At 76.5% G+C, this 24,205-nt stretch carries 22 protein-coding genes; 12 read left to right on the top strand and 10 right to left on the bottom strand.

Annotated features, from left to right (window positions below):
- Positions 1-34: 34 nt before the first annotated feature.
- From PHK61_RS11250 to PHK61_RS11225, 6 genes are all read right to left on the bottom strand, one after another.
- Complete coding sequence (locus PHK61_RS11250) at positions 35-2,575, bottom strand: ATP-binding protein (RefSeq protein ID WP_274281055.1); 2,541 nt, start codon at positions 2,573-2,575, stop codon at positions 35-37.
- Positions 2,572-2,853: an AfsR/SARP family transcriptional regulator gene (locus PHK61_RS11245; protein WP_274281054.1), complete on the bottom strand. Its 282-nt coding sequence runs from the start codon at positions 2,851-2,853 to the stop codon at positions 2,572-2,574. Before PHK61_RS11245 ends, PHK61_RS11250 begins: the two co-directional genes overlap by 4 nt.
- Before the next feature lie 112 nt (positions 2,854-2,965).
- On the bottom strand, positions 2,966-4,393 hold the full coding sequence (locus PHK61_RS11240; RefSeq protein WP_274281106.1) for an MFS transporter: 1,428 nt from the start codon (positions 4,391-4,393) through the stop codon (positions 2,966-2,968).
- A gap of 5 nt (positions 4,394-4,398) precedes the next feature.
- Positions 4,399-5,598, bottom strand: coding sequence for an MBL fold metallo-hydrolase (locus tag PHK61_RS11235; RefSeq protein ID WP_274281053.1), 1,200 nt, complete (start codon positions 5,596-5,598; stop codon positions 4,399-4,401).
- Positions 5,599-5,687: 89 nt separating this feature from the next.
- Complete coding sequence (locus PHK61_RS11230; RefSeq protein WP_274281052.1) at positions 5,688-6,920, bottom strand: MFS transporter; 1,233 nt, start codon at positions 6,918-6,920, stop codon at positions 5,688-5,690.
- Positions 6,917-7,576: an HAD-IA family hydrolase gene (locus tag PHK61_RS11225; protein WP_274281051.1), complete on the bottom strand. Its 660-nt coding sequence runs from the start codon at positions 7,574-7,576 to the stop codon at positions 6,917-6,919. The genes PHK61_RS11230 and PHK61_RS11225 overlap by 4 nt, the downstream gene beginning before the upstream one ends.
- Positions 7,577-7,647: 71 nt before the next feature.
- On the opposite strand from PHK61_RS11225, the gene PHK61_RS11220 reads away from it, so the two are divergent.
- Complete coding sequence (locus PHK61_RS11220) at positions 7,648-8,850, top strand: ROK family transcriptional regulator (protein ID WP_274281050.1); 1,203 nt, start codon at positions 7,648-7,650, stop codon at positions 8,848-8,850.
- A 30-nt stretch (positions 8,851-8,880) separates the two neighbouring features.
- Here the strand turns inward: PHK61_RS11220 and PHK61_RS11215 are convergent, their stop codons facing one another.
- Positions 8,881-9,291: a secondary thiamine-phosphate synthase enzyme YjbQ gene (locus PHK61_RS11215; RefSeq protein WP_274281049.1), complete on the bottom strand. Its 411-nt coding sequence runs from the start codon at positions 9,289-9,291 to the stop codon at positions 8,881-8,883.
- An 80-nt stretch (positions 9,292-9,371) separates the two neighbouring features.
- On the opposite strand from PHK61_RS11215, the gene PHK61_RS11210 reads away from it, so the two are divergent.
- Both PHK61_RS11210 and PHK61_RS11205 read left to right on the top strand, forming a co-directional pair.
- Positions 9,372-10,154, top strand: a complete 783-nt coding sequence (locus tag PHK61_RS11210; RefSeq protein WP_274281048.1) for an SDR family NAD(P)-dependent oxidoreductase — start codon at positions 9,372-9,374, stop codon at positions 10,152-10,154.
- A 99-nt stretch (positions 10,155-10,253) separates the two neighbouring features.
- Positions 10,254-11,660 (top strand): hypothetical protein, encoded by a 1,407-nt coding sequence (locus PHK61_RS11205; protein WP_274281047.1) that lies wholly within the window; start codon positions 10,254-10,256, stop codon positions 11,658-11,660.
- Positions 11,661-11,736: 76 nt separating this feature from the next.
- Here PHK61_RS11205 and PHK61_RS11200 read toward each other — a convergent pair whose 3' ends face one another.
- On the bottom strand, positions 11,737-12,228 hold the full coding sequence (locus PHK61_RS11200; RefSeq protein ID WP_274281046.1) for a ferritin-like domain-containing protein: 492 nt from the start codon (positions 12,226-12,228) through the stop codon (positions 11,737-11,739).
- The gene (locus PHK61_RS11195) at positions 12,225-12,800 is read right to left on the bottom strand and encodes a hypothetical protein (protein ID WP_274281045.1); all 576 of its coding nucleotides are present in this window, start codon (positions 12,798-12,800) and stop codon (positions 12,225-12,227) included. Before PHK61_RS11195 ends, PHK61_RS11200 begins: the two co-directional genes overlap by 4 nt.
- A 199-nt stretch (positions 12,801-12,999) precedes the next feature.
- Here PHK61_RS11195 and rimP point away from each other — a divergent pair, with 199 nt between their 5' ends.
- The 8 genes from rimP to PHK61_RS11155 all read left to right on the top strand — a co-directional run bounded on the left by rimP (position 13,000) and on the right by PHK61_RS11155 (position 21,861).
- Positions 13,000-13,668, top strand: coding sequence for a ribosome maturation factor RimP (gene rimP / locus PHK61_RS11190; RefSeq protein WP_274281044.1), 669 nt, complete (start codon positions 13,000-13,002; stop codon positions 13,666-13,668).
- Complete coding sequence (gene nusA, locus PHK61_RS11185) at positions 13,665-14,723, top strand: transcription termination factor NusA (RefSeq protein WP_274281043.1); 1,059 nt, start codon at positions 13,665-13,667, stop codon at positions 14,721-14,723. Before rimP ends, nusA begins: the two co-directional genes overlap by 4 nt.
- 3 nt (positions 14,724-14,726) lie before the next feature.
- Positions 14,727-15,134: a YlxR family protein gene (locus PHK61_RS11180; RefSeq protein ID WP_420791382.1), complete on the top strand. Its 408-nt coding sequence runs from the start codon at positions 14,727-14,729 to the stop codon at positions 15,132-15,134.
- Positions 15,135-15,193: 59 nt separating this feature from the next.
- The gene (gene infB, locus PHK61_RS11175) at positions 15,194-18,382 is read left to right on the top strand and encodes a translation initiation factor IF-2 (RefSeq protein WP_274281042.1); all 3,189 of its coding nucleotides are present in this window, start codon (positions 15,194-15,196) and stop codon (positions 18,380-18,382) included.
- A gap of 67 nt (positions 18,383-18,449) precedes the next feature.
- Positions 18,450-18,746, top strand: a complete 297-nt coding sequence (locus tag PHK61_RS11170) for a DUF503 domain-containing protein (protein WP_274281041.1) — start codon at positions 18,450-18,452, stop codon at positions 18,744-18,746.
- A gap of 34 nt (positions 18,747-18,780) precedes the next feature.
- The gene (gene rbfA / locus PHK61_RS11165; protein WP_274281040.1) at positions 18,781-19,326 is read left to right on the top strand and encodes a 30S ribosome-binding factor RbfA; all 546 of its coding nucleotides are present in this window, start codon (positions 18,781-18,783) and stop codon (positions 19,324-19,326) included.
- 74 nt (positions 19,327-19,400) lie between these two features.
- The gene (locus tag PHK61_RS11160) at positions 19,401-20,429 is read left to right on the top strand and encodes a DHH family phosphoesterase (protein ID WP_274281039.1); all 1,029 of its coding nucleotides are present in this window, start codon (positions 19,401-19,403) and stop codon (positions 20,427-20,429) included.
- Positions 20,430-20,439: 10 nt separating this feature from the next.
- The gene (locus PHK61_RS11155; protein WP_274281038.1) at positions 20,440-21,861 is read left to right on the top strand and encodes an MATE family efflux transporter; all 1,422 of its coding nucleotides are present in this window, start codon (positions 20,440-20,442) and stop codon (positions 21,859-21,861) included.
- 68 nt (positions 21,862-21,929) lie between these two features.
- Here PHK61_RS11155 and PHK61_RS11150 read toward each other — a convergent pair whose 3' ends face one another.
- Positions 21,930-23,210, bottom strand: coding sequence for a geranylgeranyl reductase family protein (locus PHK61_RS11150; protein ID WP_274281037.1), 1,281 nt, complete (start codon positions 23,208-23,210; stop codon positions 21,930-21,932).
- 64 nt (positions 23,211-23,274) lie between these two features.
- Between PHK61_RS11150 and truB the strand changes: the two genes are divergently transcribed.
- On the top strand, positions 23,275-24,198 hold the full coding sequence (gene truB, locus PHK61_RS11145) for a tRNA pseudouridine(55) synthase TruB (RefSeq protein WP_274281036.1): 924 nt from the start codon (positions 23,275-23,277) through the stop codon (positions 24,196-24,198).
- The last annotated feature ends 7 nt before the right edge of the window (positions 24,199-24,205 follow it).

The following is a 24,205-nucleotide window of genomic DNA, read 5'->3' as shown; positions in this document are numbered from 1 at the left end:
ACGCGGGTCCGCGACGAGCAGACGCCGACCGTCGTCAGCAGACCAGGCTCCTCGTCCGGCGGGCCATGATCTCGGTCGTGGACAGGGGAGCGCCCTCCTGCCACGCGGTGCGGTGGGCGTCCGGGGTCAGGCCCGCGCTCGCGCGGTCGATGAGGGCCTGGGTGTGCGGGCGCGCCGGCCAGACCATGCCGGCGCGCCGGGTCTGGGCGTAGGCGCAGGAGAACCAGGTGACGGCCTCGGCGAGCTCGCCGCGCATCACCAGGAGGTTCGCCATCGCCTCGACGTAGACCCCGGTGCCGCCGGTGCCCAGGCGGCTCTGGCTCACGATCAGCCGCTCGGTCCACGGGATGCCCGCCTCCGGATCCTCGAGCAGCTGGGCCACGATGTTGTTGACCGCGCTGACGACCCAGGTCGCGCAGATGTGGTCCCGGCCGACGGCCCGGTCGTGGATCGCGGTGGCCCGCTCGGCGAGGTCGGCGAGCTCGCGGTGATCGGTGCTCCCGAGCCCTTCGGCGCACGCCATCGCGTCGAGCACCAGGTCGAGGTCGGGCTCGCCGAGGGCGGCGGCCACCCGGGAGAGGCTCACGCACCCACGGGCGACGAGGTCGTAGGCGTTGTGCGTCCAGGCGGAGCCGACGGCGCCCACGCCGACCTCGACCAGGGCCCGGAGCCCCTCGCGCCCCTCGACGGCGAGGTCGAGGGTGTCGAGCAGCGGCAGGACGTCGCGGAGCAGCGGGCCGCCGCCCTCGAGGTCGCCGAGCAGGATGCGGGCGCCCGCGCGGACGAGCCGGACGGTGAGCCCGTCCGCGTCGGTCCCCGCCGACCGGACGGCCCGCTCGAGCCACCGGCTGACCTCGTGCACGCGCGTGCGGTAGTAGCCGAACCACAGCAGCTCCGCGCCGAGGCGCAGCGAGCCGGGGTCCGGGTCGTCCACGAGGAGGTCGTCCAGCGTCGCCCGCACGACCGGCCAGTTCTCCTCGAGCAGGTCGTACCAGTCGGCCTCCTCGGCCCGTCCGAGGCGGGGCCGCGCCGCGAGCACGCCGCGGACCCAGGCGTCCCGCCGCGCGAGGGTGCGTGCCTCCTCGCCCGACGCGGCCAGGTGGTGCCGGCCGTGGGCACGCACCGTGTCGAGCTGGCGGAACACGGTGGGCCGCCCCGGACGGTCGGGCGGCGTGGCGGAGAGCAGGGACCGGTGCGCGAGGCGGGCGAGCAGCGTCGGGACGTCGGCGACGTCGAGGGCCGGGCCGACGACCGCGGCGGCCGCGGGCAGCGTGAAGGGCCCCGGGAGCACCGAGAGGGCGCGGTGCACGGTCCGTTCGTCGGTGTCGAGCAGCCGGTGGCTCCACTCGATGGCCTCGCGGACGGTGCGGCGGTGGTCGGCCGGCCCGCGCCCGACGCGGCCGAGCCCTCCCGGATCGCTCGCGACCTGCTCGGCGATCTCGGCCGGCGTGAACGACCGGGTCCGCGCCGCCGCCAGCTCGACGGCCAGCGGCAGCCCGTCGACGCCGGCGCAGATGCGTTCGATCAGCGGGAGGTCGTCCACCCGTCCGCGGGCCCGGGCGAGGAACAGCTCGGCCGCCGGGGACGGGCCGGCGGGCCCGGGGGTCAGGGCGAGCGGGCCGAGCAGACGGACGACCTCCCCCTCGACGTCGAGCGGCTCCCGGCTGGTCGCGAGCAGCGTGGTCCGCGGCTCCTCGGTGAGGAGTTCCTCGACGAGCGCGGCCACCTCGTCGATCACGTGCTCGCAGTTGTCGAGCACCACCAGCGCCCGGCGGTCGCGCACGAAGGCCCGCAGGGCGGCGGTGGGGCCGCTGCCGCCGGGCAGCAGCCCCAGCCGGGTGACCACCATGTCCGCGACGGCGCCGCCCGCGAGGACCTCGGTGAGGTCGACGAACCAGATCCCGTCCGGGAACCGGGACACGCCGTCGCGGGCCGACTGGATCGCCAGCCGCGTCTTGCCGCACCCGCCGGGCCCGGTGATGGTCGTCAGCGGCGACGTGGCGAGCACGTCGGCGATCTCGCCGAGCTCCCGCTCCCGGCCGACGAGGGGCCCGGGCCGGGCGGGCAGGTGGACGGGGGCGCTCGGGGCGATCGGGACGGCCGGTGCGGGATCGCGGGTCATCACCGCGCGCTGCTGCTCCTGCAGCTCGCGCCCGGGCTCGAGGCCGAGCTCGTCGCAGAGCAGGGTCCGGGCCCGGTGGAAGGTCGCGAGGGCCTCCTCGGTGCGGCCGAGGGCGTCCAGCGCGGCCATCCGCCGGGCCCAGAGCGGCTCGCGGAACGGGTGGTCGCGCTGGAGCGGTTCGAGGTCGAGCAGGACGCGGTCGGGATGGCCGAGGGCGAGCAGCGCGTCGAGGCGGCGCTCGGCGACCTGGCCGCGCAGCTCGGCGAGGCGGGCGACGACCGCGGCGGTGGCCGTGGCGTGCGCGACGACCTCGTAGGGCGGGCCGCGCCACAGGTCCAGCGCCTCGTCGCACCGCCGCCAGGTCTCGGCCGGGTCCCCGTCCCCGGCGGCGTCCCGCGCCGCCACCGCGAGACGTTCGAAGCGCGCGGAGTCGACGTCGTCGGGCGGGATCACCAGCCGGTCCCCCCGGCGTCGCTGACGAGGCACGACCCGCGCCGGCCCGCTCGCGTCGGTTCGAGGATCCGGCGCAGCCGCCACAGGTGGTTCTCGACGCTGGACGTGCTCGTGGCCGCGTCGTAGCCCCACCCCGCGACCACCAGGTCCTCGACCGGCACCCGGTGGTTGGCGTGCATGGCCAGGGTCGCGAGGATCGCCGCCTGCTTGACGCCCGGGCACGAGCGCTCGACGCCGTCGGACTCCACGAGCACCGGTCCCAGATCGCGCACCCGCACCGGCCGACCCTAGATCCGGGACCCCCGGTCGTGCACCACCTGATCGGCTGTATCGCTCACCGTGAGTGACTCGTCGCGGAACCGCGTGTGGCCGTCCGGCCACCGGCGTCGATCAGGGGACGGGCGCCGGGGAGGGATCCGTGCCGCCGACCCGGGCGCGGGGCAGGAGCCGAAGGCCCGCTCCGAACGCGAGGACGAAGACCGCGGCGGCGCAGGCGAAGCCGACGGTGATCGCGTCCGCCGCCCCCTGCGGCGACGGCGAGCCGGTCCCGGCGGCCTCGAGCCCCAGGACGACGGCGCCGATCACGGCGACGCCCAGGGTGCCGCCGAGCTGGCGCACGGTCTGGACGAGACCGGAGGCCTGGCTGCGCTCGTCCGCGGCGACGCGTCCGAGCGCGTCGGTGTTGGTCGGGGACATGACCAGGCCGAGGCCGAGGCCGGTGAGCACCATGCCGGGGACCTGCAGCCCGTAGGTCAGGGCCGGCAGGGAGACCGCCCAGGCGGCGAGGCCGACGGCGCTCACGGCGAGCCCGGTGAGCACGGGCGCGCGCACCCCGGCGCGGTCGTACCAGCGGCCGCCGAGCTGCGCGGCGACCGCCAGGGAGAGCACGAGCGGGAGCACCCCGGCGCCGGCGGCGATCGGGCTCAGCCCGAGCAGGTCCTGCTGGTAGAGCGAGGCGTACAGCACCACCGCGAGCAGCCCGAACTGCACCAGCCCCAGCACGGCGACGTCGCCGAGGAACGCCCGGCCCGCGAACAGCCGCACGTCGACCAGCGGGACCTCCTCGCGCAGCTGCCGGCGCACGAACCAGGCGGTCAGGGCCAGGCCCGCCCCGAGCGTCAGCAGCGTGGCGGGGGCGCCCCAGCCCCAGCGCGAGGCCTGCTGCACCGCGAGCACGGACGCGCCCACGCCGCCGACGAGGAGGGCGACCGACGTCGCCCGCACCGATCCGCCCGGTCTCCGGACGTCGGCCGGCCGCGCGAGGTGGACCAGGGCCAGCGCGGCCAGGCCGACCGGAACGTTGAGCCAGAACACGAGACGCCACGAGACCGACTCGGTGAGCACGCCGCCGATCAGCGGTCCCACCGCGAGGAAGACCTGGCCGATGCCGACGTAGATCGCCATCGCCCGGCCCCGGTCCCCGGGGGCGAAGGTGTCGGTGACGATCGCGGCCGACACCGGCATCATCAGCGCCGCACCCGCGCCCTGCACCGCGCGGGCGGCGATGAGCCACGGCTCGCCGAGCTCGCCCGCCGGCGCGAGCCCGCAGGCCAGCGAGGCGAGGAAGAAGACGGTCACCCCGGCGCGGAACGCCGTCACCCCGCCCCACCGGTCGCCCAGTTTGCCGCCGAGGGCGACGAGCGCCGCCATGGCGAGCACGTAGGCGTTGACGACCCACTGCTGGCCCGTGGGGGTGAGGGGCAGCTCGCGGGTCATGGCGGGCAGCGCGACCGACACCACCGTCTGGTCGAGCATCACCATGGACAGCGAGCCGGTCATCGCCACGAGGACGAGCCAGCTGTGCCGGGAGGCCTGCACGGCGCTCAACCCGCGCGGAACGTCGGGCGGCCGTTCGCGCCGACGCCCTCGGTGAAGCCGCTCAGCAGGCAGTGGTTGAGCAGGGTGAGCTTGAGGAAGGTGGAGAACACCGGGAACTGCAGGCCCACCAGCAGGGCGATCGTCGAGCGGGGGTCCGCCGAGGCCACGAGCTCGTCGTAGAGGTCGTCGATCGTGACGCCGTCGGGATGCCGGGCGACGGCGGCATCGACGGTCGTCGCGAACTCCTCGCCCGACGAGATCACGCCCTGCAGGGCCTGGCGGGCCTGGTCGCCCTCGGCCGGCAGCATCGGGCGGTGCCCCGCGCACACGGTCGTGACGTGGCCGCTGTCCATGAGGGAGAGCGCGCGCCGCACGGTGGCGATCGTGTTGGCGGGCACGGTGTCCGACCAGATCGGCACCGAGCTGGTCTCGTCGGCGAGCAGCAGGACCCGGTGGTCGGGGATGTGGAAGACCAGGCCACCGGCCGCGTGGCCGCACGACTGCAGCGCATGGACCTCCGGGCGCCCCTGCTCGTCGGTGAACGTCCACCCGGTCCAGGTGGTGTCGCCGATCCGGATCTCCGAGGCCGGGCCGAGGGACTCGTAGTCGACCATCTGCGCGATGTTCGGGAAGACCGGGGGATAGGTGTTGAGCAGGATGTCCACGACCAGTGAGGGCACGAAGGGGCTGATCGCGGGGGCGAGGCCGAGCTCGTCGAGGCGGGCACCGAGGGCCGCGACGTCGTCGGTGCCCAGCTGCGGGCCGGCGCCGAGAGCGCGCAGCAGCGCGGCGACGCGGTCGGGGTCGAGGTGCAGGCCGCGCAGGTAGTCGAAGTAGGGCAGGCCGCGGGCGTACATCGAGCGGAAGAACTCCGCGAAGTCCAGGGCGGCGCGGGCGTCGCGCGGGACGTAGTGGCGCACGGTGCCCACCCCGAGCTCGGTCACCACGTCGTTGTTGCCCAGGTGGTCCATGTGCCCGTGGCTGTTGAGCAGGACGACCTCCTGCAGCCCGTCGTGGCGCGCCGCGACCTTGCGGATGGCGTCCCGCTGCTCGGGGCCCACCCCGGTGTCGAGCAGGTAGAGCCGGGGGCCGCGGCGGTACACCCCGATCGTGGGCAGGTCGGGGTCCTCCCACAGCGACTGCGGGTGATGGCCCTCGATGAGGCTGAGGTCGTCGGCGAGGTCGTGGACGGTCCCGGTGGTCATGCCGGCAGGCTGCGCCGCGGCGCTCCCGCCGCGCTCCCGCGCCGGCGGGAGCGGACGGGAGCCAGTGGGAGCGGGCGGGAGCGGGCGGCCTACGGGTGCGTGCTGCGCCGCTCCAGGCCCACCGACACCGCGAGGACGCCGAGACCCAGCAGCGGCAGCACCGCGCCGACCGCGGCCGGCGCGTCGTAGCCCAGGCCCGCGGCGAGCACGAGCCCGCCGAGCGCGGCGCCCACCGCGTTGGCCACGTTGAACGCCGAGTGGAAGCTCGCGGCGGCCAGCGACGGGCCCTCGGCGGCGAAGTCGATCAGCCGGCCCATGAGGGCGGGGCCGGCCGACATGCCGACGAAGCCCAGCGCGAACAGGCCCGCGGTCGCCGCGATCGCGTCGTGCGCGGCCACGGTGAACGCCAGGAGCACGGCGGCGTAGACCACCAGCGCGATCGCGATCGTGGCCCGCGGGGCCCTCTCGGCGAAGCGGCCGCCGGCGACGTTGCCGACCGTCATGCCCACGCCGAGCGCGCCGAGCAGCAGCGGGATGGTCGTCGCCGGGACCCCGGCCTGGTTGGTCAGGATCGGGTTGATGTAGCTGTAGACCGCGAAGAGCCCGCCGAACCCGGCGGCGATCACGCCGAGGGTGAGCCAGACCTGGGGACGGGTCAGGGCGGTGAGCTCGCTGCGCAGGCTGCCGCCGCCGGCCTCCTTCGGGCTCGGGACGAGCGTGACGACGGCGAGCACCGTGATCAGGGCGATCACCGTGACGGCGACGTAGGCGCTGCGCCACCCGAAGGTCTCGCCCAGCCACGTGGCGGCAGGGACGCCGACGATGTTCGCGACGGTCAGCCCGAGCATCACCGTCGCGAGGGCGCGGGCGCGGCGCTCCGGGGGCACCAGGGCCGCCCCGAGCACCGCGGCGGTGCCGAAGTAGGCGCCGTGCGGCAGCCCCGCGAGGAAGCGCAGGCCGACGAACGGCACGAACGACGGCGCGATCGCCGACAGCGCGTTGGCGACGACGAGGGAGACGGCCAGGGCCACGACGAGCTTCTTGCGCGGCCAGCGGGCGCCGACCATGGCGATCAGCGGGGCACCGACGACGACGCCGATGGCGTAGGCGCTGATCGCGATACCGGCGGTGGGCACCGAGACCCCGAGGTCGCTCGCGAAGCCGGGCAGCACGCCCATGCTGGCGAACTCGGTGGTGCCGATGGCGAGGCCGCCGAGCGAGAGGGCGGCGAGGCTCACCCCGGCGGGGACGCGCGACCGCGGCGTGGTGCGCTCCGGCGGCCGGACCGGGGTGGGCGTCTCGGTGGCGGTGGGCGGGGTCACGCGGCCACCTCCTGGGCGAGCAGGGTCGGGACGACGTCGGCGAGGGAGTCGACCGGGACGTCGGCGGGCTCGCCGCGCAGGCCGGCGACGGTGGCGCCCGCGGCGCGCCCGGCGGCGACGCCGACGGCGGAGTCCTCGACGACGAGGCAGTCGCCCGGGTCGACCGCGAGGAACTCGGCGGCCATGAGGTAGCCGTCCGGGGCGGGCTTGCCCTCGACGACCATGTCGCGGGGCACGATCACCGGCGCGTCGATGCCGGCGGCGCCGAGCCGGGCCCGCGCGAGGCGGGTGTCGGCGCTGGTCACGACCGCCCAGGGCGTGTGGGTGGCGTCGAGGTGCGCGACGAGGTCGTGGGCGCCGGGCGCGGCGACGACGTCGGCGAGGTCGACGTACTCGTGCTCGAGGTGGTCGCGCGTCGCGGCGGCGACCAGGGCCTCGTCGAGGTCGGGGCGCACGCGGCGCACGGTGCTCTCGGCGGGGTGCCCGGTCATGACGGCGAGCACGGCGGCGGGGTCGGCGCCCCAGCGGTGCGCCCACGTGCGCCAGGACCGCTCGACGGCGGCGTCGGAGTCGACCAGGGTGCCGTCCATGTCCAGGAGCACGGCGGTGAACCCGCAGGCCACCCGGCGGGCGGGTGCCTCGGCGTGCAGTGTCACGGCAGGTCCTTCCGATACGGCGGGGAGTGGCGGAGGTTGAATATTCTCGTTGTCCGAGCATAATCAGTGCCATGACCGCGTCAACGGAGACCGGACGTGAGCCCGGTCGCGCCCGCGTGGACCGCTGGCGCACCAAGGCGGAGGTCCTCGCGGAGGTCCGGCGGCGCCCCGGGCTGACGCGCGTCGAGCTGGCCCGGCGCCTCGCGCTGTCGAGCGCCACCGTGACCGAGACGGTCACGCGCCTGCGCGAGGCGGGCTGGATCTGCGAGCACCGCGCGCCGGTGCAGGGCCGCGGGCGACCGACGACCACCCTGCTGCCCGCCCCCGACGGGCCCCGGGTGGTCGCGGTCGACGTGCGCCACGAGGACTGGCGCGTCGGCCTCGCGGGCCTCGACGGCCACGTCACCGACGTCGTCAGCGAGCGCCACGACCGCGACCCCCAGCACGTCGCCGCCGCCCTGCGCACCGTCGTCGGCGAGGTCGCGGCCGGGCACCGCACGGTCGCCGTCGGCCTGGCCGCCCCCGCGCCCGTCTCCGACGACGGCCTGGTGCGCGCCACCGAGCTGGCCTGGGACGCCGTCGACCTCGCGCCGATCACCGCGGCGCTCGACGCGGGCTGCGGCCCCGACCCCGTGGCGCTGCGCGTGGGCAACGACGCGACGCTCGCCGGCGTCGCCGAGGCCCGCACGGGCGCCGCGGCCGGGGCGGCGACCGCGGTCTTTCTCACCGTCGAGGTCGGCCTGGGCGGCGCGCTGCTGCTCGACGGCCGCCCGCACCTCGGCGCGCACGGGCAGGCGGGCGAGTACGGCCACCTGCCCTTCGGCGACCCGGCACGGCCCTGCTCCTGCGGGGCGCGGGGCTGCTGGGGTCCCGAGGTCGACGGGCGCGCGCTGGCCCGGTACCTGGGCGAGCCGGAGCCGGACGACCCCCGCTCGTACGCCGTCGCCGTGCTCGAGCGCGCCGCCGGCGGGGACGCGGCCGCCGCGGACGCCGTGTGCCGGGTCGCAGCCGTGCTCGCCCGGGGCGTCGCCGGCCTGGTGCACGTCCACGACCCGGACGTCGTCGTGCTCGGCGGCCTCGCCCGCGGCCTGCGGGCGGCGCCGGGGTTCGACGAGGCCTACGTCCGCGGGCTCATGGCCTTCCGCCGCGCGCAGCCGGTGCCCGTGCTCGACGCGGTGCACGGCGACGACGGGGCGCTGCACGGGGCCGCGGCCCTGGCGCTCGACCACGCCACGAGCCCCGAAGGGCTCGCCGACTCGTGCGGACCCGCCTGACCGGCCCCCTGACCGGGCCCTAACCAGCCCCTAACCAGCGAGGAAGCTCAGCCGTACCTTGCGGCTCGGGTTGTCGCCGTTCGTGTCGACGAGGCACACCGACTGCCAGGTGCCCAGCGCCAGCCGCCCGCCGAGCACCGGCACCGACATCGAGGGCGCCACGAGCGCGGGCAGGACGTGGTCGCGGCCGTGGCCGGGCGAGCCGTGGCGGTGCGACCACCGGTCGTCGGCGGGCAGCAGCTCGCGCAGCTGGGTCAGCAGGTCGCCGTCGCTGCCCGCGCCGGTCTCGATGATGGCCACGCCGGCCGTCGCGTGGGGCACGAACACGTGCAGCAGGCCGTCGGGCGTCCCGGCGTCCGCGGCGAACCGCGCGCAGTCCTGCGTGATGTCCCGGACGGTCTCCCGCTCGCCGGTGCGGACCTCGATCTCCTCGCTGTACACGGGAGCCGAGGGTAGGCGGAGCCGTGCTGGGCCGGACGGTCCAGAATGCCGCCGTGCACCCCGATCCAGGACAGGGACGCGTGGCCGTCGCGGTCGTCACCGGCGCGGGCCGCGGCATCGGCGCCGGTCTCGCCGCCGCGCTCTCGGCCCGCGGCCACCACCTCGTCGTCACCGACGTCGACGCCGCCGCCGCGCAGGCCACCGCGGACGCGCTCGACGGCCCCGCGACGGCGATGCCGCTCGACGTGCGCGACCCCTCGGCGCACCGCGCGGTGGCGCTGGCCGCCGCCGGGATCGGCGACGTCACGGTGTGGGTCAACAACGCCGGGGTGCTCACGACGGCCTCGGTGTGGGAGTCCACCGACGAGGAGGTCGCGGCGACCTTCGAGGTCAACACTCTCGGCGTGGTGCACGGCTGCCGCGCGGCGGTGGAGGTCATGCGGCGCGGCGACGTCCTCAACGTCGTCTCGCTCTCCGGTCTCGGCCCGACGCCGGGCTTCGCGACCTACGGGGCCAGCAAGGCCGCGGCGCTGAGCTACTCGCAGGCCCTCGACATCGAGCTGGCCTCGGTGCGCCGGCCGATCCGGGTGCGGGCCCTGTGCCCGGACGTCGTCGACACCTCGCTCGTCAGCAAGGTCGCCCACCGCCCGAGCGCCGCGCTGCTGTTCACCGGCACCCGGCTGCTCTCGGTGGACGAGGTCGTCGACGCGGGCATGGGGATGCTCGGCTCCCGCCGGGCACTGCGTACCGTGCCGGGCTGGCGCGCGGCGCTCCAACGGACCTCGGCGGCGCTGCCGGGGGTCGCGAGGGTCGCGGTCCCGCTGGTCGCCCGCATGGGGGAGCGGCGGCGCCTGTCGCGGTGAGCAGGGCGACCACGACCCGCCGGGCGGGGGCCGTGATCGGTTCGTGACCCGCTCGGTTACCTTGAGCACGGTCCATGTCCCCCGAACGTGGAGGATCGGATGCTGGTGCTGGCCCCCGATCCCCGTCTCGGTATCGCTCCGGAGCGGGTGGCGACGGTGCGCGCCCTGCTCGAGGAGGCGGAGCGCGGTGCCCCGGTGCCCGGTGTCGCCGTCGCGCTGCCGGGCGGTCCCGACGGCCCCCTCGACGCGGTCATGCTGCGCCCCGACGGCGTCATCGGCCTCGCCGCGCTGCCCGCCGGCGAGCGCGAGCGGGCCCGGGAGACGGTCGCGGCCGGCGGGGGACGCGCCCCGGAGGTCCCGTCGGGGAGCAGCCCGGGCGCCCTCCTCGGCTCCGCGGGCGGCGGCCCCACCGTCCAGGCCGTGCTCGACGAGCTCGACCGCCTGCTGCGCCTCCCCGACCCGGCGTGCGCCGCGCCCCGTCGCGTGCTGCCCAGCGTCGGGGAGGACGACGACGCCCGCGCCGCGCTGACCGCGCCGGTGGGCTCGTTCCGCGTCATCGACGTCGCCGACCTGCGGCGCCTCCTGCACGCCTTCCGCCTCGGCGACCACGTGCCCGACGACGACCGCCTCGCCGAGGCCGGCTTCCTCGCGCCGGACACCCCGGCGCTCCGGGCCGGCGCGGCCCCCGAGACCACCCCGGTGCCGGTCCAGGAGCCGGGGTCGCAGCCGGGGTCACAGCCGGCGTCACAGCCGGGGTCCCATCCGGAGTCACAGCCGGGCTCCCAGCCCGGAGCCGCCCCGCTCCCGCGCACCGGGCGTCTCCCGTCCTCCGCGCCCGAGTCCTCCGGGCCCCCGGCCGGCGCCGCCTCCGTCGGGATCGGCGGGCTCGCCCGGGCCGGGCGGGCGGCGCAGGCCGCGCGCGGGCGCTACGGGCGTCGCCTGCCCGAGTGGGTCTGGGGCTGGCGTGGCCTCACCGTCGCCGCGGTGGCGGCCTTCCTCGTCGCCCTCGGTCTGGCGGTCCTCGTCGGCCGCGCGGCCGTGGGGACCGACCCGCCCGTCGATCCCGCCGCGACCCGCGTGGTCGACGGCGTGACGTACACGCGCCAGGTCGCCACCACCGACACCTCCTGCGAGGGCCACGCCTACAACGAGGCGGCCTCCTTCCTGCGCGAGCGCGGGTGCCTGCACCTCGACCGGTCCCTGTGGTCGGGCAACGCCGAGGGCCAGGAGGTGGTCATCGCCGTCGCGACCGTGCAGCTGGCCGACACGACCACCGCGACGGCGTTCCGGTCGCTGGTCGACAGCAACGGCACCGGCAACGTCTCGGACCTCCTGCGCGAGGGGCGGGGCTACCCCGGCGCGCCGCCCGCGCTCAGCGGCCAGGGCTACGCCTCGGCGCAGCTCGGCGACCGCGTCGTCGTGTCCGAGGCCGACGGCATCGACCCCGACTTCACCGACGGCGAGGCCCTCGACCGCATCTCCCGCGCGGGGCTCGCCCTGCGGTGAGGGGGGGCCGTGAGGGGGCGGTGAGGGGGCGCCGAGGGGCGCCGCCCCTCTCGGGTCGTCCGGGCGACCGCACCACTCACGACGCGGAGCCGTCCCCCGGGAAGGCGGGGACCAGCGGCGTGCGCCCGGCGATGCGCCGCCACGTCACCGACGTCGTCGCGGCCGCGGTGACGGCGTCGAGCGCGAGACGGCGCAGCTCGCCGCCGGTGTCGGCCTCGGTGCGTTCGGCGACCGCGCGCCAGGCGGCGGCGACGTCGTCCTCGGCGACCGTCGCGAGCAGCGCGGCCGAGGTCGCGTCCGTCACCGGCGACGGCGGGCGGTAGGCCGCGGCGGCGGTCGGCGGAATGACGCCCTCGCGGGCGAGCAGGGCCACCACGGCGTCGCGGCGCTCGCGGTGGGCGAGCGAGGCGGCCGTGATCGCGGCGGCGTTCGCGGCGGGCAGGAACGCCGACACGAGCCCGTAGCTCCACACCGCGGCGTGCTCGGTGCCGAGGGCGGCGACGACGGCGGCGCGCAGGTCGTCCGACAGCGCGGGCGGCGGTGTCGACGGTGTCGACGGGGTCGTCACGCGAGCACCGTCGCCTGACCCGCGCAGCTCGCCGCGACCGAGGTGAGCAGGCCGCAGCGGTACGGGGCGGTGGTCATCGCCAGCGTGCCGGCCCGGTCGCGGGCGGCGCCCAGCGAGCCCCGCAGCGCGCTCACCGCGGCCGCGGCGCTCGCCGGGGGACCCGCGGGCGGGGCGGCGGTGTCCACCGCGGGCGCGCGGTCCGGGCGGGCGCGGCGGATCTCGGCGGCGAGCGCGTCGGCGTGGGCGCGCCGGGTGTCGGCGAGCGGGGTCAGGCGGTCGCCGAGGTCGGGGAACGCCGCGACCGCCGCCGTCGCCGCGGCGGCGTCGGAGCGGGCCGCCGCGAGCGGGGCCTCGAGCTCGTCGGGACCCTCGTCACGGGCGCACCCGGCGGCGAGGACCCCCGTGCCGGCGACGAGACCCGTGACGGCCAGCCCGGCGGCGCCCCGCAGGACGGCGCGTCGCGGCGTGCCCCCGCACTGGATGTCCTCGTGCTGGGTGTCCTCGTGCTGGGTGTCCTCGCGCTGGGTGTCCTCGTGCTGGGTGTCCTCGTGCTGGGCGAGCTCGGCGACCACGACCGGCCAGTCTGCCAGCCGCCCGACCGGGCGGGCCGCGGGACGCGGCGGCACGGCGGACGCGCGGGGGGCGAGCGCTACGCTGGACCACTGCGCGCCGGCATCCCGGCGCCAGCCCGTCCCGCCCGTCCCGCGCCCCGGTGACCGCCACCCGAGCGCCCCGCGCCGCCCGCGGCGGGCCCGCCCGTGAGGAGCTCCGTTGTCCCGTGGGACGTCCGCGCACGCCGGTCCCGACGGTGGTGCCGCCGACCGCCTGCGCCCGACCGTCGTCGAGATCGTCGAGGCCGCCGGCTTCGTGCTCGACGACCTCGAGGTGCGCCCGGCCGGGCGCCGCCAGGTGGTGCGCGTCGTGGTGGACACCGCCGAGGTGCCCGGACCGCACGACCCGCCGGCACCGGGCCCGGACCTCGACGCCGTCGCCGGGGTGAGCCGCGAGCTCTCGAGGACGTTCGACGCCCGGGACGAGGCGGACGCGACGAGCGGGACCGGTGCCGCCACCCCCGAGGGCGAGTACACCCTCGAGGTCACCACCCCGGGCACCGACCGACCGCTCACCCGCCCGCACCACTGGCGGCGGGCGTGGCTGCGCCGGGTCGCGCTCACGCGCACCGACGGCAGCACGCTCACCGCGCGCGTCGGTCCGGTCGGCGCCGCGGGGGAGCCCGGCGACGGCGGGGACGGCGGCGCGACGGTGACGCTGGCGGAGGGCACCCCGCGCGGGCCGGTGCTGCACCACGTCCCGCTGGCCGAGGTGGCGTCGGCCGTGGTCGAGGTCGAGTTCAAGCCGGCCCCGCCCACCGAGGTCGAGGCCCTCGTGGCCGCCGCCGCGGGCGAGCGGGGCACGAACGGACAGGAGGAACGGTCGTGAAGGTCGACATCGCCGCGCTGCGCGCCATCGAGCGGGACAAGGAGATCCCGTTCGAGACCGTGCTCTCCGCGATCGAGACCGCGCTGCTCACCGCCTACAAGCAGAACGGCGGCGAGAACCCCCGCGCCCGGGTCGAGGTCGACCGCAAGAGCGGCGAGGTGACCGTGCTCGTGCCGGAGACGGACGAGCACGGCGAGGTGATCGGGGAATACGACGACACGCCCGAGGGTTTCGGACGCATCGCCGCGGCGACGGCGCGGCAGATCGTGGTGCAGCGGCTGCGCGACGCGGAGCACGAGCGCACCTACGGCGAGTTCTCGGCCAAGGAGGGCGAGGTCGTCGCCGGCGTCGTCCAGCGCGACGCGCGGGCCAACGCCCGCGGCGTGGTCGTCGTCGAGATCGGCTCCATCGAGGGCGTGCTCCCGGCCGCCGAGCAGGTGCCGGGCGAGCGCTACGAGCACGGCGCCCGCATCCGCTGCTACGTCGTCGGGGTCCACCGCGGGCCGCGCGGCGTGCAGGTCACGCTCTCGCGGACCCACCCGAACCTCGTCCGGCGCCTGTTCGCCTTCGAGGTCCCCGAGATCGCCGCGGGCCACGTCGAGATCGTCTCGGTGGCCCGGGAGGCCGGGCACCGCACCAAGATCGCCGTGCGCTCCAAGGTCGCGGGGCTCGGGGCCAAGGGGGCGTGCATCGGCCCGATGGGCGCGCGGGTGCGGGGCGTGATGAGCGAGCTCAACGGCGAGAAGATCGACATCATCGACTGGGCCGACGACCCCGCCGAGTACGTCGGCAACGCGCTCTCGCCGTCGAAGGTCGTCTCGGTCACGGTCGTCGACCCGAAGGCGCGCACGGCCCGGGTGGTGGTGCCCGACTTCCAGCTCTCGCTGGCCATCGGCAAGGAGGGCCAGAACGCCCGGCTCGCCGCACGACTCACCGGATGGCGGATCGACATCCGCTCGGATGCCGAGCCGCCCCCGCCGGAGGCGCCGGAGCCCGCCGGGATCGAGGTCCCCGGTGGCGGGGTCGAGGACCGCTCGAGCGGCGCGGTAGAGTGACCGGTGGCCCGAACCCGCGAGCCAGGTCGTGGGGTGGCTCCGGATCGTGACGGTCGCGACGACGTCCACGGCCCGGTGCGCACCTGCATCGGCTGTCGTTCGCGGGCCTCGGCGTCGGAACTCCTGCGAGTGGTGGCCGCGGACGGGATCGTCGATCCCGATCCACGGCACCGGAAGCCCGGTCGCGGTGCGTGGGTGCACCCCGATCCGGACTGTCTGGATCGCGCGGAGCGCCGGTCGGCGTTCCCCCGGGCGCTGCGCGTCCCGGGGCCGCTGGACACCGGTGCCCTGCACGCACTGCTCGATCCGGCCGACACCCCACCCACCGGGCACGACAGGCGCGACGACCGTCGCGTGCGTACGAGGAAGCAGGTCGACCCCCATGAGCCAGCCGTGAAGCCCTCACGATGAAGGCGCAGGCGTAGACACGAGGTCGCGGGCCCCCGCTGACCTCGAGAATGAGGAGATCAGTGCCAGGTAAGGCCCGGGTGCACGAGCTCGCCAAGGAGCTCGGCGTCACCAGCAAGCAAGTACTCACGCAGCTGGAGTCCCTCGGCGAGTTCGTCAAGTCGGCGTCCTCGACGGTGGAGGCCCCCGTCGCGCGCAAGCTGCGCGACTCCATGGCCGGCGGCAACGGCGGCGGTTCCGACCGCCGTCCGCGTCCGGGCGCCACGCCCGGTCCGCGCCCCGGTGGTGGACCCAAGCCCGGCCCGTCCGGCTCGTCCGGTGGGGCCCCGCGTCCCGGCGCGACCCCCGGCCCGCGCCCCGGCGCGACGCCGGGCGGCGGCAACGGCTCGTCCGCCCCGTCGGGCGGCGCGCCGCGTCCCGGCCCGCGCCCCGGCGCCCGGCCCGGCGACCGCCAGGACCAGTCCGCGCCCGCGGCGGCCTCCGCCGCGCCGGCGGCCCCGTCGACCGAGCGTCCGGCCCCGCAGGGCCAGCGTCCCGGTGGCGACCGTCCTCGTCCCGGTGGCGACCGGCCCCGCCCGGGCGGCATCCCCCGTCCCGGCGGCGACCGCCCGGCCGAGCGTGGCGGCGACCAGCGCCAGGGCGGTGGCCAGGGTGGCCAGGGCGGCCAGGGCGGTGGCCAGGGCGGCCAGGGCGACCAGCGCCAGGGCGGTGGCCAGGGTGGTCAGGGCGGCGGCCCGCGCCCCGGTCCGCAGCAGCGTCCGGCGGCCGCGTCCGACGGCCAGGCCGCGGCGGCGAGCAGCGATGCGTCGACCGTCGCGCCGCGCCCGCAGGCGCCCAAGCCCGGCCCGAAGGCGCCGCGCGTCGGCAACAACCCGTTCGGTGTCGGTTCGGGCGCCCCGCCGCGTCCGCAGCGGCCCCAGCCCGGTCAGGGCCAGGGCCAGGGCGGCCCGCGTCCGCCGCGTGACGGCGAGGCCCCCGCGCCGCGCCCGCCGCGTGACGGCGAGCGTCCGGCCGCGGCCGGCGACCGGCCGCCGCGTCCCGGCGGCACCGGTGGCGCCTCGCCGGGCAACATGCCCCCGCGTCCGAACCCCGGCATGATGCCGTCCCGCCCGTCCGGTCCGCCCGGACGCGGGGGCCCCGGTGGTCCCGGTGGCGGTCGCGGCGGCCCCGGTGCCGGTCGCGGTGGTCCCGGTGCGGGCCGGGGTGGCCCCGGCGGTCCCGGTGGGGGTCGCGGTGGTCCCGGTGGCGGCGGCGCCCCCGCGGGCGGCGGCGGCTTCCGTGGCGGCGGTGGTCGTCCCGGCGGTCCCGGTGGCCGCGGTCGTGGCGGCGGTGCCGCGGGTGCCTTCGGGCGTCCGGGCGGTCCCGCGCGCCGTGGTCGCAAGTCGAAGCGGCAGAAGCGCCAGGAGTTCGACAACATGCAGGCGCCGTCGGTCGGCGGCGTCCGCCTCCCGAAGGGCAAGGGCGAGACCGTCCGGCTGCCCCGCGGCGCCTCGCTGACCGACTTCGCGGAGAAGATCGACGCGAACCCCGCCTCGCTCGTGCAGGTGCTGTTCCACCTCGGTGAGATGGTCACGGCCACCCAGTCGGTGTCCGACGACGTCCTCGAGCTGCTCGGCGGCGAGATGAACTACGACGTCCAGGTCGTCTCCCCCGAGGAGGAGGACCGCGAGCTGCTCGAGTCGTTCTCGATCAGCTACGGCTCCGACGAGGGCGACGACGACGACCTCGCGGCCCGCCCGCCGGTCGTCACCGTCATGGGTCACGTCGACCACGGCAAGACGCGCCTGCTGGACACCATCCGCAAGACGAAGGTGGCCGAGGCCGAGGCCGGCGGCATCACCCAGCACATCGGCGCCTACCAGGTCGACACCGAGCTCGAGGGCGTCGACCGGAAGATCACCTTCATCGACACCCCGGGTCACGAGGCGTTCACCGCCATGCGTGCCCGTGGGGCGAAGTCCACGGACATCGCGGTGATCGTGGTCGCGGCCGACGACGGCGTGATGCCCCAGACGATCGAGGCGATCAACCACGCGCAGGCGGCCGACGTGCCGATCGTCGTGGCGGTCAACAAGATCGACAAGGAGGGCGCGAACCCTCAGAAGATCCGCCAGCAGCTCACCGAGTACGGGCTGGTCGCGGAGGAGTACGGCGGCGACACGATGTTCGTCGACATCTCCGCACGCCAGAACATCAACATCGAAGGGCTGCTCGAGGCCGTCCTGCTCACCGCGGACGCCTCCCTGGACCTCCGGGCCAACCCGGACATGGAGGCCCAGGGTGTCGCGATCGAGGCACACCTCGACCGCGGCCGCGGCCCGGTGGCCACGGTGCTGGTCCAGCGCGGCACGCTGCGCGTCGGCGACTCGGTCGTCGCGGGCGACGCGTCGGGCCGCGTCCGGCGGATGCTCGACGAGTTCGGCGAGGACGTGAAGGAGGCGCTGCCCTCCCGTCCGGTGCAGGTCATCGGGTTCACCTCGGTGCCCGGCGCGGGCGACACGTTCCTGGTCGTCGACGAGGACCGCGTGGCCCGGCAGATCGCCGACCGGCGGCGGGCGCGCGAGCGCAACGCCCAGCTGGCGAGCCGTCGCAAGCGCGTCAGCCTCGAGGACCTCGACGCCGCGCTGAAGGAGACCAACGAGCTCAACCTGATCATCAAGGGTGACAACTCGGGAACCGTCGAGGCTCTCGAGGACGCGCTCATGAAGATCGACGTGGGCGAGGAGGTCCAGCTGCGGGTGCTGCACCGCGGCGTCGGTGCGATCACCGAGGGCGACATCAACCTCGCGATCGCCTCCGACGTCATCGTCCTGGGCTTCAACGTCCGGGCCGAGGGCAAGGCCACGGAGCTGGCCACCCGCGAGGGCATCGACATCCGCTACTACTCGGTCATCTACCAGGCGATCGACGAGATCGAGCAGGCCCTCAAGGGCATGCTCAAGCCGATCTACGAGGAGGTGGAGCTCGGCACCGCGGAGGTGCGCGAGGTCTTCCGCTCCTCGCGGGTCGGCACGATCGCCGGTTGCCTGGTCACCGACGGGATCATCCGGCGCAACGCCAAGGCGCGCCTGGTCCGCGACGGTGCGGTCGTCGCCGAGAGCCTCACGGTGAACTCGCTGAAGAGGTTCAAGGACGACGCGACCGAGGTCCGCGACGGCTACGAGTGCGGTCTGACGCTCGGGTCGTTCAACGACATCAAGGTCGACGACAAGATCATGACCTACGAGATGCGGGAGAAGCCCCGCGAGTGAGTCGTGGTTGCCCCGGGGGCGGCGGGCCGCCGCCCCCGGGGCCCGTCGATCCGGCCCCGTGAAGCCCATGTACGTCGGTGCGCTCGAGCTCGACCTGCTCCTCGGGGAGGTCGGCTCGATCAAGCAGAAGCGCTCGGTGGTCCGTCACGTCGTGGCGGAGCTGAAGCGCAAGTACGCGGTGTCGGTCGCCGAGGCCGGCCACCTCGACCTGCACCGGCGCGCCCTCATCGGGGTCGCTGCGGTCGCGGCCGACCCGGAGCACGTCACCGACGTGCTCGACCACTGCGAGCGGCTGGTGGCCTCCCACCCGGAGTTCCAGCTGCTGTCGGCGCGGACCCGCTGGCTGGGCCCGCACGACGACTAGTCCCCACCCCTTCCCGACCAGGAGGAACCGCGCCATGGCCGACGCGCCACGGGCCCGCAGGCTCGCCAAGCGGATCTCCCAGATCGTCGCCTCGACGCTGGAGCACGAGGTCAAGGACCCGCGCCTGGCGATGGTGACGATCACCGACACCCGCGTGACCGCCGATCTCCGCGAGGCGACGGTCTTCTACACCGTCTACGGCGACGACGCCGAGCGCGCCGGCTCGGCCGCGGCGCTGGCCAGTGCCCGCGGCGTGCTGCGCACGGCCGTCGGACGCCAGACCGGGGTGCGGTTCACCCCGAGCCTCGCGTTCGTCCCGGACGCGGTGCCCGAGGGCGCCGCCCGTCTCGACGAGCTGCTCGAGGGCGTGCGGCGCGCCGACGCGGAGGTCGCGACGCTGGCCGTCGGCGCCGCCTACGCCGGCGAGGCCGACCCGTACCGCAAGCCGCGCGAGGACGACGAGGACCTCGACGACGTGCCGGTCGGGGACGAGGGAGACGACGCATCCCGGGGAGCACGCCGGGAGGGGAGCTCGACCCTGGACGCCGAGCCCGGTCACGGCGCGCGGTCGACGGGCTGACCCCGACTCCGTACCGTGACGCCGTCACGTCGGCCGCCACGGTCGGTGGACGGCACGAGGGGAGCGCACCCGCGATGGTGGCGGCCGAGGAGAGCCCGGCCCCGGGGGATCACGGCCTGGCGAGCCGCCCGGTCACCCTCGACGAGGCGGTCGGGGTGCTCACCGGCGCGCGTCAGGTCGTGCTGCTCGCCCACGTGAACCCGGACGCCGACGCGCTGGGCAGCGCGCTGGCGCTCGGGCTCGCCCTGCACCGCCGCGGCGCCCAGGTGCAGGTGTCGTTCGGGGCGCCGGAGCACCCCGCCGAGTCGCTGCGCGACCTCGACGTCGCCGGCCTCGTCGTGCCCCACCACCGAGTGGTGCACGTCCCCGAGCTGCTCGTCGTGCTCGACACCGGCAGCGTGGACCGTCTCGGATCGCTCGCCGACCGCGCGGAGACCGCGGACACGACGCTGGTCATCGACCACCACGTCTCGAACTCCGGCTTCGGCACGTACTACTACGTCGACCCGCGGGCCGAGGCCACCGCGGTCATGGTGCTGCACCTGCTCGACGCGATGGGCGCGTCGGTCGACCTCCCGACGGCCCGCTGCCTCTACGCCGGGCTCGTCACCGACACCCGCAACTTCCGCGCCGCGTCGCCGGACACCCACGCGATGGCCGCGCGCCTGCTCGTGGCCGGCGTCGACGCCGAGGCCGTGACCCGCCCGCTGCTCGACACCCACCCGTTCTCCTGGCTGGCGATGCTCTCGGCGGTGCTCGCGACGGCGCGCCTCGAGGTCGACGAGGCCCGCGGGCTGGGGCTCGTGCACGCCCTGGTCACCCGCGACCACACCGACGTCGGGCGCCAGGAGGAGATCGAGAGCGTCATCGACGTCCTGCGCACCACCGCGGAGGCCGAGGTGGCCGTCGTGCTCAAGCAGGTCGGCGACCGGCGGTGGACTGCGAACATGCGCTCCAAGGGCCGCCTCGACGTCGCCGCCGCGGCCTCGGCGCTCGGCGGCGGGGGACACCGGCACGCCTCGGGCTTCACCGTCGACGGCGACGCCCCGGACATCCTCGACCGCGTCCGCCACGCGCTGGCCGACGCGCCCCTTCTCGGATGACACCGCTCGGATGACGGCGGGCGCCACCGCCGACACCGACCCCGGGGCCCGCCGCGTCCTCGCCCTGGCCTCGTCGGCGCTCGTCGTCCTCGTCGCCGAGCCGCTCTACCTGCTCGTCGACACCGCCGTCGTCGGGCACCTCGGCGCCGTGCCGCTGGCCGGTCTCGCGGTGGGCGGGGTGGTACTCGCGCAGGTCGCGGGGCTCGGCACCTTCCTCGCCTACGGCACCACCGCCCGCGCCGCCCGCCACCACGGCGCCGGCGACCGCGCGGCCGCCGTCCGCGAGGGCGTCGCCGCCACGTGGATCGCGCTGGGCGTCGGGGCGATCGTCATCGCGACCCTGTGGCTGCTCGCGCCCTGGCTCGCCGACCTGCTCGGCGGCGGGGGAGCGGTCGCCGACGCCGCCACCGGCTGGCTGCGCATCGCCGTGTGGGGCGCGCCGGGCATCCTCGTCGCGCTCGCCGGCCACGGGTGGATGCGCGGGGTGCAGGACACGCGGCGCCCGATCGTCGTCGTGCTCGCCGGCAACGGGCTCTCGGCGATCGTGTGCCCGTTGCTGGTGTACGGCGTCGGGCCCTTCCCCCTTCCATGGTCGGGTTCCCCTATCGGCGTGCTCCCCTCATCGCTGCATCTCCCGGCGCTGGGCCTTGAGGGCTCGGCGTGGGCCAATGTCGGCGCGCAGGCGGTGGTCGGCCTGCTGTTCGTCGGCGCGCTGGTGCGCGAGCTGCGGCACGAAGCGGAGCGGAGCTGCCGCGCCGAAGGCGTAATCCGGTCGCTGCGCCCGGTGGCCGCCGACATGCGCGCGCAGTTCGGGCTCGGCCGCGACCTGCTGCTGCGCAGCGCCGCGTTCCAGGCCTGCTTCCTGTCGGCGACGGCGGTGGCGGCCCGCTTCGGAGCCGAGTCGGTGGCCGCGCACCAGATCGTCCTGCAGCTCTGGACGTTCATGGTCACCGTGCTGGATGCGCTGGCGATCGCCGCGCAGTCGCTGGTCGGCGCGGCGCTCGGGGCGGCGTCGGTCGGGACCGCGCGGCGGGTCAGCGGCCGGGTGACCCGCTACGGCCTCGTCCTGGGCTGCCTCGCGGGGGTCGTGTTCGCGGTGACCGCCGGCGTGCTCCCCGGCGTCTTCACGCCCGACCCGGGCGTGCGCGAGGTCGTGCCGCAGGCGTGGTGGTTCTTCGTCGCGCTCCAGCCCCTCGCGGCCTACGTCTTCGCGCTCGACGGGGTGCTGCTCGGGGCCGGCGACGCCGCCTACCTGCGGCGGATCACCGTCGGCTCGGCGGTGGGCGTGTTCCTGCCGACCATCTGGCTCTCCCTGGTGTTCCGGTGGGGTCTGGTCGGCATCTGGGCCGGGCTGGCGCTGTTCGTCGCGGCGCGCGCGGTCGCGGTGGGCCTGCGCGTGCGGGGCGACGCCTGGGCGGTCACGGGCACGTGAGGGCCGCCCGCCGTGCTCCCGGGCGAACCCGTGTCCCGGGGACACGGGTCGAACCGCACGCGAGCGCCTCAGCCCGCGGCGACGGGCCGGCGCAGGTCGGCGGCGGGGAAGGGCGGCCGGTCGTCGGCGCGCAGCGAGGCGCGCCCGGCCACGCGCCAGGCGCGGGCCACGAGGTCGGCGTCCTCCTCGGTGACGAGGTTGCCCATGACCCGCAGGGCCACGGTCATCAGGGCCCGCGAGCGCATGCCGATCGGTCCGGCGATCGGGAGCAGGCGCGGCATCGTCAGCAGCGTGGCCAGGCGCCGCGCGATCGAGAACGCCGAGCCGTAGTGCCGGCGCAGGGTGGCGGGCCAGGCCAGCGAGAGGTCCCCGTCGGCACCGTCGGCGTCGAGCAGGCCCGCGATCGTCCGCCCGCTCTCCAGGCCGTAGTCGATGCCCTCGCCGTTGAGCGGGTTCACGAGCCCGGCGGCGTCGCCCACCAGCGCCCAGTTGCGTCCCGCCACACCCGACACCGCGCCGCCCATCGGCAGCAGGGCGGAGGCGACGTCGCGCACCTCGCCGTCGAGCTGCCAGTCGTCGCGGCGCCGGGCGGCGTAGTGCGCGATCAGCGAGCGCAGCCGCACGTTCGCGGGCCGGGCCTCGGTGGCCAGGGTCCCGACGCCGATGTTCACGTGCCCGTCGTGCAGCGGGAACACCCAGCCGTAGCCCGAGAGCACCTCATCCTCGGTGCCCCGCAGCTCCAGGTGCGACGAGATCCACCCGTCGTCGTGGCGCCCCGAGCGCACGTACCCGCGGGCGGCGACGCCGTAGGCGGTCTCGCGATGCCACTCGCGCCCGAGCACGCGCCCCAGCGTCGACCGGGCCCCGTCGGCGACGACGAGGCGGCGGCACCCGATGGTCGTCGTCCCGCCGTCGGCGGTGCTGAACACGACGCCGGAGACCCCGTTCCCGGAGCGCTCGACGTCCACGGCGCGGGCGCCCTCCACCGGCTGCGCGCCCCGGGACAGCGCGACCGCGCGGATGCGGGCGTCGAGCTCGGTGCGCGCCACCGCCCCGCCGTGCGCGGGCAGCGACCCGCCGGGCCAGGGCAGCTCCAGCAGCTGGCCGAAGCCGGCGGCGCGCAGGCCGCGGTTGGTGCCGCGCCCGCGCACCCACTCGCCGAGCCCGAGGTGCTCGAGCTCCGCGATCGCCCGCGGTGTCAGCCCGTCGCCGCAGGCCTTGTCGCGGGGGAAGACGGCGGCGTCGGCGAGGACGACGTCGTGGCCGGCGTCGGCGGCCCAGGCCGCGGCGGCCGACCCGGCGGGGCCGGCGCCCACGACGAGGACGTCGGTGCGCGTCGGGATGGTCACCTCCCCAGCATGCCTGCCGGGACGGTGCCGGGCGGGGTGGGAGAGGCAGGCATCATGGTCGCCCATGGCCGGACGTGGTGAGCGGCGGGAGCCCCCGCCGCCGGGGCTGCTCGTGGTCGACAAGCCGGCGGGGTGGACGTCGCACGACGTCGTCGGGCGCGCCCGGCGGCTGATGGGCACCCGCAAGGTGGGGCACGCGGGCACGCTCGACCCGATGGCGACCGGCGTGCTCGTGCTGGGTGTCGAGCGGGCGACGAAGCTCCTCGGCCACCTCGCCCTGGACACCAAGAGCTACCTCGCCACCGTCCGTCTCGGGCTCGCGACCAGCACCGACGACGCCGAGGGGGAGCCGCTCGGCGACCCGGTCGACACGGGCCGGGTCACGGAGTCCGCGATCGCCGCGGGGATCCGGGACCTCACCGGCGACATCGCCCAGGTCCCGAGCAGCGTGTCGGCGATCAAGGTGGACGGCCGGCGTGCCTACGAGCGCGCCCGCGCCGGCGAGGACGTCCGGCTCGAGGCCCGCCCCGTCACCGTGCGCCGTCTCGACGTGCTCGCGACCCGGCAGGACGGGCCATTCCGCGACCTCGACGTCCTCGTCGACTGCTCCTCGGGCACCTACGTGCGGGCGCTGGCCCGCGACCTCGGCGCCGGGCTCGGCGTCGGCGGCCACCTCACCGCGCTGCGCCGCACGCGGGTCGGGCCGTTCACGCTCGCGCAGGCCCGCACGATCGAGGTCCTCGCCGAGGAGGAGGAGACGGCGGGGCGCGCGTCGCTGTCGCTCGACCTCGACGCGGCGGTCGCCACGGCCTTCCCCCGCCGCGACGCCGACGCCGACGAGGCCGCCGGGCTCGCCCACGGCCGCCCGCTGCCTGCCGGGGGCCGTGCCGGGACGGTCGGCGTGTTCGGCCCGGACGGCCACGTCGTCGGGCTCGTCGCCGACGACCGCGGCGCCGCCCGCCCGGTGCTCGTCCTCGCACCGGCGTGAGCTCCGG

This window comes from Actinomycetospora lutea, from assembly GCF_028737205.1.
In the GTDB taxonomy this organism is placed as follows: domain Bacteria; phylum Actinomycetota; class Actinomycetes; order Mycobacteriales; family Pseudonocardiaceae; genus Actinomycetospora; species Actinomycetospora lutea.
The sequence above is the reverse complement of the archived record's forward strand: the minus strand, read 5'-3'. Positions and strand labels throughout refer to the sequence as shown.

What these genes read in the sequence shown, in the direction of transcription:
- PHK61_RS11170 (WP_274281041.1), top strand. Translation starts at nt 18,450, where the DNA reads ATGTACGTCGGTGCGCTCGAGCTCGACCTGCTCCTCGGGGAGGTCGGC.
- PHK61_RS11205 (WP_274281047.1), top strand. Translation starts at nt 10,254, where the DNA reads ATGCTGGTGCTGGCCCCCGATCCCCGTCTCGGTATCGCTCCGGAGCGG.
- PHK61_RS11155 (WP_274281038.1), top strand. Translation starts at nt 20,440, where the DNA reads ATGACGGCGGGCGCCACCGCCGACACCGACCCCGGGGCCCGCCGCGTC.
- rbfA (WP_274281040.1), top strand. Translation starts at nt 18,781, where the DNA reads ATGGCCGACGCGCCACGGGCCCGCAGGCTCGCCAAGCGGATCTCCCAG.
- truB (WP_274281036.1), top strand. Translation starts at nt 23,275, where the DNA reads ATGGCCGGACGTGGTGAGCGGCGGGAGCCCCCGCCGCCGGGGCTGCTC.
- PHK61_RS11160 (WP_274281039.1), top strand. Translation starts at nt 19,401, where the DNA reads ATGGTGGCGGCCGAGGAGAGCCCGGCCCCGGGGGATCACGGCCTGGCG.
- PHK61_RS11220 (WP_274281050.1), top strand. Translation starts at nt 7,648, where the DNA reads ATGACCGCGTCAACGGAGACCGGACGTGAGCCCGGTCGCGCCCGCGTG.
- PHK61_RS11235 (WP_274281053.1), bottom strand. Translation starts at nt 5,598, where the DNA reads ATGACCACCGGGACCGTCCACGACCTCGCCGACGACCTCAGCCTCATC.